Origin of the sequence: Sphaerimonospora thailandensis (assembly GCF_016863115.1) — a bacterium.
GTDB classification, from domain to species: Bacteria; Actinomycetota; Actinomycetes; order Streptosporangiales; family Streptosporangiaceae; genus Sphaerimonospora; species Sphaerimonospora cavernae.
In genome coordinates this window covers 67,004-79,606 of the sequence record NZ_BOOG01000017.1, presented here as the reverse complement: position 1 = coordinate 79,606, position 12,603 = coordinate 67,004, and the positions used below count along the sequence as shown (strand labels likewise).

The 12,603-nt window shown below is 68.9% G+C and carries 14 protein-coding genes and 1 tRNA gene; 9 read left to right on the top strand and 6 right to left on the bottom strand.

What is annotated here, in order from left to right; genetic code table 11:
- The first annotated feature begins 61 nt into the window (after positions 1–61).
- The 3 genes from Mth01_RS10170 to Mth01_RS10160 all read left to right on the top strand — a co-directional run bounded on the left by Mth01_RS10170 (position 62) and on the right by Mth01_RS10160 (position 1,682).
- Positions 62–135, top strand: a tRNA-Lys gene (locus tag Mth01_RS10170).
- Between the two features lie 95 nt (positions 136–230).
- Positions 231–1,118 carry a hypothetical protein gene (locus tag Mth01_RS10165; RefSeq protein ID WP_204014989.1) on the top strand — a complete coding sequence of 296 codons (888 nt, stop codon included), beginning with the start codon at positions 231–233 and terminating at the stop codon, positions 1,116–1,118.
- A gap of 108 nt (positions 1,119–1,226) precedes the next feature.
- Complete coding sequence (locus Mth01_RS10160; RefSeq protein ID WP_204014986.1) at positions 1,227–1,682, top strand: DUF488 domain-containing protein; 456 nt, start codon at positions 1,227–1,229, stop codon at positions 1,680–1,682.
- Here Mth01_RS10160 and Mth01_RS10155 read toward each other — a convergent pair.
- Entirely contained in the window at positions 1,660–2,523 is an 864-nt protein-coding gene (locus Mth01_RS10155; RefSeq protein WP_204014983.1) for a hypothetical protein, read from the bottom strand. The genes Mth01_RS10160 and Mth01_RS10155 overlap by 23 nt on opposite strands.
- Positions 2,524–2,790: 267 nt before the next feature.
- Between Mth01_RS10155 and Mth01_RS10150 the strand changes: the two genes are divergently transcribed.
- The 3 genes from Mth01_RS10150 to Mth01_RS10140 all read left to right on the top strand — a co-directional run bounded on the left by Mth01_RS10150 (position 2,791) and on the right by Mth01_RS10140 (position 5,618).
- Entirely contained in the window at positions 2,791–3,426 is a 636-nt protein-coding gene (locus Mth01_RS10150) for an ABC transporter ATP-binding protein (RefSeq protein WP_239089527.1), read from the top strand.
- A complete protein-coding gene (locus Mth01_RS10145; RefSeq protein WP_204014979.1) occupies positions 3,423–4,817 on the top strand; it encodes a DUF6297 family protein in 1,395 nt (464 codons plus the stop codon). The genes Mth01_RS10150 and Mth01_RS10145 overlap by 4 nt, the downstream gene beginning before the upstream one ends.
- A 234-nt stretch (positions 4,818–5,051) precedes the next feature.
- Positions 5,052–5,618 carry an alpha/beta hydrolase gene (locus Mth01_RS10140; protein ID WP_204014977.1) on the top strand — a complete coding sequence of 189 codons (567 nt, stop codon included), beginning with the start codon at positions 5,052–5,054 and terminating at the stop codon, positions 5,616–5,618.
- Between the two features lie 11 nt (positions 5,619–5,629).
- Here Mth01_RS10140 and Mth01_RS10135 read toward each other — a convergent pair whose 3' ends face one another.
- The 3 genes from Mth01_RS10135 to tnpA all read right to left on the bottom strand — a co-directional run bounded on the left by Mth01_RS10135 (position 5,630) and on the right by tnpA (position 7,306).
- Complete coding sequence (locus Mth01_RS10135; protein WP_204014975.1) at positions 5,630–5,836, bottom strand: type II toxin-antitoxin system PemK/MazF family toxin; 207 nt, start codon at positions 5,834–5,836, stop codon at positions 5,630–5,632.
- 32 nt (positions 5,837–5,868) lie between these two features.
- Positions 5,869–6,777 carry an SWIM zinc finger family protein gene (locus Mth01_RS10130; RefSeq protein ID WP_204014973.1) on the bottom strand — a complete coding sequence of 303 codons (909 nt, stop codon included), beginning with the start codon at positions 6,775–6,777 and terminating at the stop codon, positions 5,869–5,871.
- A 100-nt stretch (positions 6,778–6,877) separates the two neighbouring features.
- Positions 6,878–7,306 (bottom strand): IS200/IS605 family transposase, encoded by a 429-nt coding sequence (gene tnpA, locus Mth01_RS10125; protein WP_204014971.1) that lies wholly within the window; start codon positions 7,304–7,306, stop codon positions 6,878–6,880.
- 23 nt (positions 7,307–7,329) lie between these two features.
- On the opposite strand from tnpA, the gene Mth01_RS10120 reads away from it, so the two are divergent.
- Both Mth01_RS10120 and Mth01_RS10115 read left to right on the top strand, forming a co-directional pair.
- Positions 7,330–8,109 carry a hypothetical protein gene (locus tag Mth01_RS10120; RefSeq protein ID WP_204014969.1) on the top strand — a complete coding sequence of 260 codons (780 nt, stop codon included), beginning with the start codon at positions 7,330–7,332 and terminating at the stop codon, positions 8,107–8,109.
- A 4-nt stretch (positions 8,110–8,113) separates the two neighbouring features.
- The gene (locus Mth01_RS10115; RefSeq protein ID WP_204014966.1) at positions 8,114–8,293 is read left to right on the top strand and encodes a hypothetical protein; all 180 of its coding nucleotides are present in this window, start codon (positions 8,114–8,116) and stop codon (positions 8,291–8,293) included.
- A gap of 38 nt (positions 8,294–8,331) precedes the next feature.
- Here the strand turns inward: Mth01_RS10115 and Mth01_RS10110 are convergent, their stop codons facing one another.
- Together Mth01_RS10110 and Mth01_RS10105 are read right to left on the bottom strand one after the other, a co-directional pair.
- Complete coding sequence (locus Mth01_RS10110) at positions 8,332–9,228, bottom strand: diacylglycerol/lipid kinase family protein (protein WP_239089526.1); 897 nt, start codon at positions 9,226–9,228, stop codon at positions 8,332–8,334.
- Between the two features lie 2 nt (positions 9,229–9,230).
- Positions 9,231–10,850 carry an FAD-binding oxidoreductase gene (locus Mth01_RS10105; protein ID WP_204014960.1) on the bottom strand — a complete coding sequence of 540 codons (1,620 nt, stop codon included), beginning with the start codon at positions 10,848–10,850 and terminating at the stop codon, positions 9,231–9,233.
- 132 nt (positions 10,851–10,982) lie between these two features.
- On the opposite strand from Mth01_RS10105, the gene Mth01_RS10100 reads away from it, so the two are divergent.
- Positions 10,983–12,572 carry a glycerol-3-phosphate dehydrogenase/oxidase gene (locus tag Mth01_RS10100; RefSeq protein ID WP_239089525.1) on the top strand — a complete coding sequence of 530 codons (1,590 nt, stop codon included), beginning with the start codon at positions 10,983–10,985 and terminating at the stop codon, positions 12,570–12,572.
- Positions 12,573–12,603: the final 31 nt, after the last annotated feature.

The window sequence follows — 12,603 nt, the reverse complement described above, 5'->3', positions numbered from 1 at the left end:
CCGGGTGCTCGCTGATCCGATTTTGAGTGGTCTGGGCGGTGCGATACTCTCTAAGAGCTCTGCGCCGCTAGCTCAGTTGGTTAGAGCAGCTGACTCTTAATCAGCGGGTCCGGGGTTCGAGTCCCTGGCGGCGCACAACATGAAAGCCCAGGCCACCATGGCCTGGGCTTTCTTTGTCGGTCGCGGTGTCTATCGTCGGTCCCCTCCTGAACGCGTGGAAAGGACGGGGCATGGCAGAGCCGCTGCGGAAGTTCAAAGACTCGATCACCGTGGAGTACGGGAGCTTCGAACTGGCCGACTCCGGATTGGACCTACAGGGTGAAGAGCTGGACGATGAATGCCTGGAGACGATCGGCCCCGGCTGGATCCGCGTCCGCTGCCACGTGAATCACGGCTCGGCCAATGTGTGGATGGAGGCCTGGGATGCCGAGCCGCCCGTCGCCCAGGCGCCGTGGGCCGAGGCGGGAAAAGGCGCCTACCTGAGCGGCTCGGGGATCGTCGGACTGCACGACACCGATGGGGGCCGGTCCACCGACCGCCTTGTGCTGGGGCCGTCGTTCTTCCTGTACGGCGTGCACGCCTACCTGGTCCCGCCGGCCTGGAGGGCAGACCATGAGTTCTGGGAGGATCCACGAACAGTGAATGTTCTGCTGCGTTTCTGGCCGATCAGGGATGCGTTCGACCCGATCCCGCATGCCCGGCCTGATTCATGGCGAGGAACGCCCCCATCCGATTCGGCCCCATATCGCCCCTCGACGGACTGGCCGCTCCTGCGTCGTCCACTCGCCGGAGCACCCGGTGAAAACGGGAGGTGCGGCCGGGAGGAAAACGAGGACGAGGCAGCCTCCGCGTGGGCCGGCGACCTGTGGAAGGAAGCCGAGCGCAGGGTGCGGTCGCGTATCGCCACAGAGCTCAACCCCGGCGGAGCGCCCACCTTCACAATCCGCAGGGAGGAGTTCGCCGCGCCATGGCGAGCCGCTCCCGGACTGAGCGGCCGAGCAAAGGGTCTGTCCGAGGTCGTCACCATCCTCGATGAGGAGGACGGTCTCCTGACGGTCCGTGACGCCACTGCTGCCGAGGCCGCCCGAGTGATAGCCGCCGACCTCACCTGGCGCTAACCCGCCCTTACAGAAACAGAGATGTGTCTTGGCCATCGCCGCGGGCACGGTCGTCCTCGGCCTGCGCGTTTGCGTGACGTCCACGACCAGGCGTGGGAGAGTCAGAGCATGCTTATGATCGAGCAGCCTGTGCGATTGACCGGAATCGGCTACGAGGGGTGCGACCTCGACGAGTTCATACGACGGCTTCGCCGTGAAGGTGTCAGCCTGCTGGTCGACGTGCGCCTGAATCCGATCTCACGCAAGCGCGGTTTCAGCAAGACCGCGTTGAAAAACGCACTTGCCGATGCGGGGATCGCCTACGAGCACATGCGTGAGCTCGGCAATCCCAAATGGAACAGGGCAGGGTTCGGCGGCGGAGCGGCAGACTTGAGAACGGCCCGTGGCGTCTACGCCGAACGGCTCTTGGACACCGGTGCCCTTGAATGTCTGGACCGAATCGCCGACTCCGCTCGTTGGCAGGTGGTGGCGGTGATGTGCTTCGAAGCCGATCAGTATCGCTGCCATCGTGATCTAGTGATTGAGGGCGTACGAGAGCGGCTCAGGTCTGCGGTGTCGGCTTAATCCGCTGGGGATAGACCACGCCCAGGACGATAAAACTCTGGGGATGGGCCTGCTGGTTGCCTACGTAAAAGATGGTATCGCGATCAGGCGCGCACATCAGATCCCAGAACTTTTCACGGATGACCTGCTTAACGCTTTCATCGTCGCGGGCCCCAACGGTGCGCTGCAGGGCGACCAACTCCCAGTCGTAGATCCCTTGACGATGGCCGTTGCAACCCGAGGCGTGGCACCGGTAGCGATACCAAGCCTTGAAGCGGGGTGCTTGAAGCGCGGTGCGAGGTGTGTTGTCGAAGAGGCCGAGTTGCTGGACGTACTGATCGATCTTCCTTTGCTCCGCAGGTGTCCATCCGGGATGGGATTCGATGTCGAGCGTCAGAATCTCCCTGGGACGGATGGCCGCCAGCGACTGGGCCGAGGGTCGCTCACGGACGGCGGCGATGAGATCGCACATGGACAACTCGATGTAGTCGTCGATGTAGGCCATGCGTTTCGGCCAGCCGCCGAGGTGTTTCTCCACCCTGAAGCTGTCGATTCGGGGTCGCCAGCTCTCTGCTCGGGGATCACTCGGACTTGGCTTAGCTTCCAGTGTGACGACATCATATTTCCGGAATTGGCTATCGCCATCTAACTCTCGGAAGTTGATCGGATAGAGCCGTATCCAACCCGCTTGATCCAAGTCGAGGCGCAACGCCGCTACGCATACCGTTTCCCCGTAAGTATCCGAGGGGTTGGGGGCTGCCTTGACCGTTATAAGTACTTTCATCCGCTCGAAGTGGGTTCCATGGGGCTTAGTTTGGATCGCTCCAAGTGTGGGGCCAAACAGGGAAGGCTGTTGTGTCATGGAACCTCCGCGCCGATCGCCTTGCCGCTTCCGAGCTTAGCTTTACTCGGACATTAGATCTGTGTATCGCTGCTAGATGTCCATAATTGGACGAGTTGCCGTAGGGTGATCAGGACATCTGTGACCTGGCCCTGGCCTGGAGGTGGTGCTGGTCGTGTTGGGGCTCACTGGTTCGGCCGGTCCAGCGTCCACGTCATCGAACTCGACCCGGCAGCGCTCACGTGGATGCACGATCACCATGACCGCCGGGGTGGATATCGTGACGGGGTGTCGATAGCCGTAGCCAAGGGCGTCCGCGTTGTAGTGGGCGCGACAACGGTGCTGGATCACACTGACCTCGACGTGGCTCGGGGCGAAATCGTCGCGCTGATGGGCGAGAACGGGATCGGGAAATCCACCTTGATCCGCTGCCTCGCCGGACTTCAGCGGACGACGGAGGGCGTGATCCTGGTCTTCGGCGCCCCGCCGAGCGGTGATGCCGCGTTCTGGCGTGATGTCGGTCTGGTCACCGACGATCAGGCGTGGTACCCGTGGCTCACGGTTCGGGAACATCTGGAGTTGATCAGAAAGATTCACGAGCCCGCCGACGACCCGCGCATGGAACCCGACGCGTTGCTTGAGGCGTTCGGTCTGCTCGATCGGGCCGATGCCGCGCCGGCGACTCTCTCGACCGGCCAGCGGCAACGCCTGTCCATCGCGAGCGTGCTGGCCCGGCCCAGCCGCCTCCTCCTGCTGGACGAACCCGAGCATGGGCTCGACGCGGACTTCCGCGAACGACTCGCCGTGATGCTGGGGAACTACGCGAGTGACGGTGGCACCCTCATCATGGCCACGCACGACCGTGAGTTGGCCAGTGCGACCGAGGCTCGCGTGATCGCTCTCGAGGCCGGGACACGCGCGTGACCACGATCGCGCAGATGACCCGGCGTCGCGGCCGCGACCGGGAATCGGGCTGGCAGCGCGCCTATTACCGTCTGGTGGCCGCGGGTCTCACCGCGGCGATCGGCGGTCCCCAGATCGCCCGGCTCACCTCCTGGCTCTTCGACGGATCCGGCATCGGGAGTCATCCCCTGGGGCTTGCCCTGCTGCTCGCCGCCTTCGCCGGTGTGATGATGCTCGTCTCCTGGGCGGGGCCGATAGTGGTCTCGCCGGCCGACGTACGCTGGCTGGTCCTTTCCCCGCTGAATCGCCGCCGCACTCTCGCCCGTAGCGCCCTCATCCTGCTGACGCTGCTGACGGCGGCGGGAGCGACCATAGGAGTCCTCGGCGCGGCGGTGTTCGGACGACCCGGGGAGTTGCTCTTCGGCGTGCTGCTCGGCAGCGCCGCCATGGCCGCCGCGGGTTCGGCCGCCGTCCTCCTGCAGGAGGCCGAGGCAAAGCTTGACTGGATCCGCCTCGCCGCGATCTCCCTGGTCGCGGTGGCGGGTGCGCTGATCTGGCTGCGTCCGGAACTGCCCGGCCTGTCGACGGCGCAGGTCGCGGGCGCGGCCCTGATCGCCGCCGGGCTCCTGATGCGCCTCGCCTGGCGGGCTCTGGCGAGCTTCCCGGCGCGTGTGCTGGTGAACGCCTCCGCGCGGATGGTCACTGCGGCCGCGGCATCCCTCGGCCTCGAACCCGCGCTGCTGGCCTCCGTCGCCGAGGAGCGCTACTGGCGGCACAGACGGCTGCGGTCCCGGAGGTGGCCGCGCGACGGCCGGTGGCTGATCGTGCGATCGGACCTGCGGATGCTGAGCCGCCGTCCCGGCAGGCTCACCGTCCTGGCCGGCCTGACCGCACTGCCCACCATCGTCTGCCTCGCCGGGGGAACCCTGAGCATTGCCGTGGCCGTACTCCTCGCCGGAGGGCTCTCTGCGGCGACCACGGCGGCAGCCGGGGCCCGATGGGAGGCGCAGAACCCCGAGATTCCCCGCATGCTCGCCATGCGCGGGCTGTCCGCCAGAGCCGTCGTGCCCGCCGCCCTCGTCGCCCTCTGGGTGGGTACGGCCTTCGCGATCCTGTCTCTTGCCGGTTTTACCCCTATCTGGTGCATTCTGTATGGCCTCGCGGCGGCTCCCGGGTTGACGGCGGGAGCGCTGCGCATGGCCCGGCGTGGCCCCGTGAATCACGCGATGCCGGTCATCGATCTCGGTCTCGGAGGGATCCCCACCGGTCCCTTGTTCTGGGCGATCGCGGGGGTGGACATCGCCGCTCTCGGCAACGCGCCCCTGCTGTTCGGCATGACCCCGCTCTCGCTGGCGGTCCAGGCGATCCTGGGCGCCGCCCTGCTGGCCGCGTACCTGAACCACAACCGGTGATCGGCAGGACTGCGATGAGAGAAAACCCGTTGGCCGGGTTGTGAAAGTAACGAGACTGAGGCCATGGAGCCTGTTTTCGTGTTGCTGCACAGTCCTTCGGTCAGTCCCACGACGTGGCATCCGGTCGCCGAGGCGTTGAGGTCACGTGGCCGCAGAGCGGTGGTTCCATCCCTTACGCGGCTAACCGAGGGAGACCCGCCCTACTGGTCACGGGTGGTCGAGATCGTCACAGCCGTGCTTCCACAGGAACCGCTGGTGCTCGTACCGCACAGCAACGCGGGCCTGTTCATCCCGCTGCTCGTCGAGGCACTGGGCGAACGGGTGACAGGATGCCTGTTCGCGGACGCCGCGCTGCCACCTTCGCACGGCGCGGTTCAGGCGGCCGAACCCGAGTTCCTGCCGTTTCTGCGGGGTCTCGCCGACGATGCCGGACTGCTTCCCAGGTGGACCGACTGGTGGGACGAGGACGCCGTGGCCGCCCTGCTCCCCGACGAAACCGTCCGCCGGTCGGTGGTAGGCGAGCAGCCTCGGCTCCCGCTCGCCTACTACCTGCAGGAGGTCCCCGTCCCCTCCGGCTGGGACCGGGCCCCCTGCTCCTACCTCTGGTTCAGCACGCCGTACGGAAAGACCGCGGCGGAGGCCGCCCGGCGAGGCTGGCCGACGCACCGGATCCCCGGCGAGCATCTCCACCAACTCTTCGCCCCCGAAGCGGTGGCCGACTGGCTGCTGACCTCTTCGCCCGCTGATGCCGCTTCCGCCTCCCAGAAGGGGAGCCCTACCAGCGGAGCGGACGAGAAGTGAAAGGGGACAAATCACCAGAGCGGGCCGAAGACGATGCGTAGAGCCGCATCGACTTGGCTGATCTCTTCAGGCGGCAAGCGCCCGGCGAAGTCGCCGAGACGTTGGGGATCCACCGCGGTCGTCTGGTCGAGGAGGACTCTGGTGTCCTTGTCGTTGATCTCAACGGTGGGCCGGAAGTCGGCCTCTCTCGCGCTTGTCGAGGTGGGGGCGATCAGCACTGTGGAGAAGATCTTGAGTAGATCGGATTGGACTACTCGCGAGCGAGGGATTCGCGTAGAGTGCGCAGCTTGTAGTCAGCGATCTTGTTTCCGTCCATCAGTTCGCGACAACGGCGCAGGCCCTGATCCCCGAGGACGGGGGAGTAGTCGGCCAGCGAGCGGTCGAAGGAGCACCAGCCGCTGGTCAGCGTCTTGCCGATCAGCCATTCGGCGAGCCGTACCGGATCGGGGGATCCGGTCAGGCAGGCGTCCAGATGCATGCCCTGGACGCGGGTGAGAGCGTTGAGGAGTTCTTCGCCGTAGACCTTCTCGGTGTCCATCGCCTGCTCGATCAGGTCGATCGCCCGGACGATCAACTCCAGGGCGATGTCGGGCTCCTCCGCGATGAGCTCGTCGATATCGTCGAGGATCTCTTCCAGGTCCCCGGTGTCGGGATACCACGCATCGCCGTACCAGTCGTCGTGGTCGTGCTGCTCGGCCTCCTCCAGGAGATCGGCCATGACCTGTTCCAGATCGGCGCGTAGGTCGGCCAGTTCGTCGACGGCGCTGACCTGTTCGGCCTCGGCCAGCAGCCGGACGGCGAGTGCCTGGTCGTTTTCGGCCAGTTGGACGAGCCGGCGGGCCAGCCAGTCTGCGTCGCGAACTCTCAACGCGGCGTACAGGTCGGGAGCGGGGCGTTCTTCGCCGGTGCGGACCCAGGTCAGCGCGGTGGCGACCGCGTGTGGGCAGGGCGAGGGCGCCTCGCAGGCGCAGGTGCCTTCGATGCCCGTCTTGGTGATGACGACGGTGACCGCACGGCCGTCCACCATGGCGGATATGGACGCGCCCCGCTCGTTCAGGGCGGTCACCAGACCCTGATCGGCCAGTGCCAGCGCAGCGGTGAAGATGGATTCGCCGGCCTGCCGGCGCAGGGAATCTTCGGTGACTTCGACGATCGCCATGCGTTGATTGTCCCGCGATGCCGCCCCTGCCATGACCAATCCTGCGTGCCTGTTAGGGCGCGAGCGTGCCCTGGCCTTCCGCGCCTGTGAGCAGGTCGGCTCACACGGGTCGTTTCTGCTGTTCGATGTACTGCTTGAGTACCGTGAGCGGTGCGCCGCCGACTGATCCGGCGAAGTAGGACCCGGACCAGAAGTGTCCACCCCACAGGTACTGGCGGACGTGCGCGGCGTACTCCTTGCGCAGGAGCCGTGCCGAGACGCCCTTGAGACTGTTGACCAGTTTGGACAGGGCGACCTTCGGCGGGTAGTGGATCAGTAGGTGGACGTGGTCGTGTTCGCCGTTGAACTCACGCAGCTCGACCTCGAAGTCGGCGCACACCTCCCGCATGATCTCCTCGCAGCGGGCCAGTATCTCGTCCGTGAACACCCCCCGCCGATATTTCGTGACAAACACCAAATGCGCGTGAAGGTGCGAGACGACATGACGTCCCGTCCGGACGTCAGGGTTCGGTTCCCACCGCGGTGACATAAACCAAACGATACGATCAGCGGGTGGAGTTGGTGAAGCAGACCCGGGCGCACGTGGCGCGACTCGACCTCAGCGCGGCCCAGGTGGCGGTGCTGGACGGTCAGGCGCACACCGCCCGCGCGCTGTGGAACCTGCTGCACGAGTACTTCACCTTCCGGCAGGGCCGGTTCGCGACGTTGAAGGACTGCGATGAGGCGATCCGGGCGGCCCGCCGCGAGATCGACTGGATGGGCCGGCTGCCCGCCCAGGCGGCGCAAGCGGTACTGAAAACGTATCGGCAGGCATGGGCGAACTTCTTCAACCCCGACCACCCTGCCGGACGCCCCACGTTCAAGGCCCGGTTCCGGACCCGGCCGGCCGTAGACGTGCCCCAGGCCCGCGACCTGCAGATCACGCGGGTCAACCGGCGGTGGGGCGCGGTCAACCTGCCCAAGGCCGGGCGGGTCCGGTTCCGGTGGACCAAAGACCTGCCCGGCGTCACCAGGGGCGGCCCCGCCGGGCGGATCACCGGAGCCCGCCTGGTCAAAGAAGCCGACGGCTGGCACATCGTGTTCCGGACCGAAACCCTGGTCGCGCCGGCCCCGCCCGCCCGCCCGGGCCGCACGGTAGGGCGGCCCGTGGCAGGAGCCCGACCTGCCGGACCTCGGCTTCGCTCCCGAGGACACGATCGCGGTCCTCTTCGACGAGGAGGACGGGCTGAGCTTCTACCCCGGATTCGACATCGCACAGGAGGCCTTCGCCAATCCCGATCTCGTCATCCGCCAGCGGTACCGCGATGTGGTGTCCGGTTATCTGCGGGGTGACGAGGTGAGCCCCGCACCCCTGCGCCGTCTGACCGCGCGGGATCCGGAGCAGGCCAGTCAGGTCTTCCGTAAGCTGCTGAAGAACCCCGGGTTCTCCTGGAAGCGGGACGGCGAGGCCCTGTTGCGTAAGCACAAGCCCGGCTGGTTCGATTCCCCGCGGCTGCCCAGGGTCATTCCCGTCTGAGACTGCGATCACCTCGGCCGAGCAGGGGTGAGCCCGTTTCAACGGGGTGCGATCAGTTTCAGCGCGCCGGGGAGGAGCCGTACGGTCGCCGGCAACGACGTGCAGACCTCGTCTCCGTCGGCGTACAGCGGCACGGGCCGGTCGGCGTCGATGGTGACGGTCGTGGCGGTGGACAGGTCGACCTCCGGCCGGTGGATATGGGTGCCTTTCTTCGCCTCGGTCATGAACCTGCCGATCGCGACCTTCGGCGTTTCGGCACGCACCACCATCACGTCGAGCAGGCCGTCGTCGAGCACGGCCACCGGTACGATCCGCAGGCCGTGGCCGTACGCCCCGGAGTTCGCGATCACCACGCTGTTGGCCGAGACCCGCCGTGCCACGCCGTCGATGGTCACCGTGAACGTCGGCGCGTGCCAGGTCGCGATCGCCAGCACGCCCGAGAGCCGGTAGAGCAGCAGCGCGGGCATCCGGCGATATCGGTTGATGATCTGGTTGGCGCGTGAGTCCACGCCGGCATAGACGTTCCCCGGCACGATCACGCCGTCGACCTCCAGGACGTCGATGATCCTGGTGGGGCCGTCCAGGAGGAGCCGCGCCAATCCGGGGAGCGCGGCGTGACCCGGCAGGTCGGCGGGGAGGCCGAGGGCGCGGGCGAGGTCGTTACCCCGACCGGCGGGCAGGATCGCCATCGTCCCGCCGCCCGGGACCACCCCGGTGGCCACGTCCCTGACCAGCCCGTCGCCGCCGACGGCGACCACGACGTCGCCGCGCCCGGCCGCCTCGGCGGCGAGTTCGATCGCGTGCGTCCGGCTCCGCGTCTCCTCGGTGGTGACGCTCACGCCCGCTTCGGTGAGCAGCGCCGCCACCGGCTCCCAGAGCGTACGGCTCGCGCGCCGCCCGGAGATGGGGTTGAGCAGGGCGGTGAAGGAACGCATGGTCAACCTCCAGGTGGGGGGAGCAGCACCCCGGGGTTGAGGATCCCGGCGGGATCCAGCGCCTGCTTCACCGCGCGCAGCGCCGCCACCGCCAGCGGGCCGATCTCCTCCGCATAGGCGGCCCGATGGTCGGTCCCGACACCGTGGTGGTGGGTGATGGCCGCCCCGCAGGAGCGGATCGCCCGGTTCGCGGCGGTCTTGGCGGCCGCCCACTGGGCGAGGGGATCGGCCGCCTGGGCGCAGACCACGGTGAAGTACAGCGAAGCGCCGGTCTCGTAGACGTGCGATATGTGACAGAGCACCACCGGCGGCGTCCCCCGGCCGGTCAGCTCGGTGGTCAGCGCCTCGCTCACGGCGGCACGCAGCCGGTGCAGGCCGGACCAGAACGTCGCCGTCTCCAGCGTCTCCACCAGGCCGCCCGCCGCGAGGATCGGGTCGCGCAGGTACGGCGCGCGGAAGCGGCCCTCGCGCCAGGACTCGCCGGGCCCCGGCCCGAGGGCCGTGCCGCCCGCGGCCAGGAGCGCCTCGGTGGCGGCGGCGCGCCGGGCCGCCACCTCGGCGGCGCCGCCTTCGTACCCCGTGATCGCCAGGCAGCCGCCGGGGCCGTCGCCGAACCCGGCGGCAGCGGGGTCGGCGAGGTTGATCGCGGTCTCGAGCTCGTCGGAAAGCCGCAGCACGGTCGGCAGCGGACCATCCTGAGCGAGTTGGCGCAGCGCGTCCGCGCCCGCCTCGAACGACGGGAACCGCCACCCCTCGAAGACCCGCTCGGCCGGCACGGGCCGTACGCGGACCCGGACCGAGGTGATGACGCCGAGCACGCCCTCCGAGCCCAGGACGAGCTGGCGCAGATCGGGACCCGCGGCGGACTTCGGCGCGGTGCCGAGCTCGACGGTGCCTCGCGGGGTCGCCAGCACGAGACCGACCACCATCTCGTCGAAGCGGCCGTATCCGGCGGAGGACTGCCCGGCCGACCGGGCCGCCGCGTAACCGCCGATGCTCGCGCCCTCGTACGACTGCGGGAAGTGGCCGAGGGTGAGGCCGTGCTCGCGCAGCAGCCGCTCGGCCTCGGGCCCCCGCAGACCGGCCTGCAGCACGGCGGTACGGGAGACGGGGTCGACCTCCACGAGCGCGTCCAGGCGGCGCAGGTCGAGCGTGACGACTCCGGCGAATCCGGCCCGAGCCGGGGCGAGGCCGCCGACCACGGAGGTGCCACCCGAGTAGGGCACGACCGCGATCCGGTGCTCGGCGCAGACGCGCAGCACCGCGACCACCTCGTCGTGTGAGCCGGGGAACACCACGGCGTCCGGCGCGTCGGCCGCGTCGCCGCCCCGCAGCCGGAGCAGATCGGGAGTGGACCAGCCACGGGTGTGCGCGAGACGGGCGTCATGACCGGAGTCGACGTGCTCGGCGCCGACCAGCGACTCCAGCGCGGCGCGTGCGGAGTCGGGGAGCGCGACCGGCGGCAGCGGCACGGATGCGGGTTCGGCGGCGGGCCGGGCGGGGGCGGTCACCCCCAGGGCGGACAGCGCCGCGAGGATCGCGGGGGACAGGCCGCCGTGGTGCGCGGGGTCCCCCCACAGGTACGGATGGAAGCCGACGACGGGCAACTCGGTTTCAGGCACTGAAGGTCCGCAACTTTCACCGGGAAAGGTCGCGGTCGAGCTTAGACGTCGCGGTCGAGCTTGAACATGGCCGGACCACGGAGTGTCCCTCTGGACAAGGTGTCACATAAGGGAGGTACTACCCTGGCCAACGTGACCGACGGCGCCAAGTCCACCTCCCTGAACGCGCGACGCCGTACGCGCGACCTCGATCACCTCAGCGGCGCGCCACGGGTCGACCTCCTGGTCATCGGGGGTGGTGTGACCGGGACGGGGGTCGCGTTGGACGCCGCGTCCCGAGGCATGTCCGTCGCCCTCGTCGAGAAGCACGACCTCGCCTTCGGCACGAGCCGGTGGAGTTCCAAGCTGGTCCACGGTGGGCTGCGCTATCTCGCCACCGGTCACGTGTCGGTCGCCTACGAGAGCGCGGTCGAGCGCGGCATCCTCATCGAACGCACCGCGCCGCATCTGATCCGGGCGCTGCCCAACATCTTCCCGCTCCTGCCGTCGTTCGGCGTCAAGGGCGCGGCGATGATCCGCGCCGGACATCTGGCCGGAGACCTCCTGCGCGCCGCCGCCGGCACCTCGCCGCACACGCTGCCGCGTTCGCGCCGCCTGTCGCGGGCCGAGGTCCGCGCGTACGTGCCCACCGTCCGGGAGGCCGGACTGCGGGGCGGTCTGGTCTTCTGGGACGGCCAGCTCGTCGACGACGTACGCCTCGTGGTCGCGCTGGCCAGGACCGCCGCCCGGCACGGCGCCCGGGTGCTCACCCGGTGCTCGGCCGTCGAGGCGACCGGCCGGGGCGCGGTGCTGCGTGACGAGCTGACCGGCGCGACGTTCGAGCTGGACGCCGAGATGGTCGTCAACGCGACCGGGGTGTGGGCGGGCACATTGACCGCCGGTGTCGCCATGCGGCCCAGCCGGGGCACCCACCTGGTCCTCGCCCAGCAGTCCTTCGGCGGGTCCACCGGGTTGACGGGGGCGCTCACGGTGCCCGTGCCGGGTGAGACGAGCCGGTTCGTGTTCGCGCTCCCGGCCGCGGGCGGCCGGGTCTATGTCGGTCTCACCGACGAGGAGGTCGCCGGCGAGATCCCCGACGTGCCGGCGGCGACCGAGGGAGAGATCGACTTCCTGCTGAACACCGTCAACGCGGCGCTGCGCGTCCCCCTCACCCGTGCGGACGTGCTGGGGACGTTCTCCGGACTCCGGCCGTTGATCGACAGCGGCGACTCGGGCGCCGGCGGGTCGCGTACGGCGGATCTCTCCCGCGACCACCTGGTGCTCACGGGCGCGGACGGCCTGGTCACCGTGGCCGGCGGCAAGCTCACCACATATCGGCGGATGGCGCAGGACGCGGTGGACACGGCGCTGGCGGTCGCCGGGGCGCGTTCCGGCCGGCGGCAGGTGCGGGCCGGGCCGGTGCGCACGCGGCGGCTGCCGCTGGTCGGCGCGGCGAGCCGGGCCGCGCTGGCCGCCGTCCAGGCGCCGCCCTCGATGGTCGGCAGGTACGGCACCGAGGCCGCCGGCGTGCTCGCCGAGATCGAGGGCGATCCGGCGCTGCTCGAACCGATCGCGCCGGGCATCGACACGACCATGGCCGACCTGCTGTTCGCCGTACGCCACGAGGGCGCGCTCGACGTCGACGACCTGCTCGACCGGCGTACCCGCATCGGTCTGAGCGCCGCCGACCGGGCCCGTGCCGTACCGGCGGCCGAGGAGGCGCTGGCCCGCGCCGCCGGCTGAGCCGTACCGAGATCGATTGAATGGACTGACG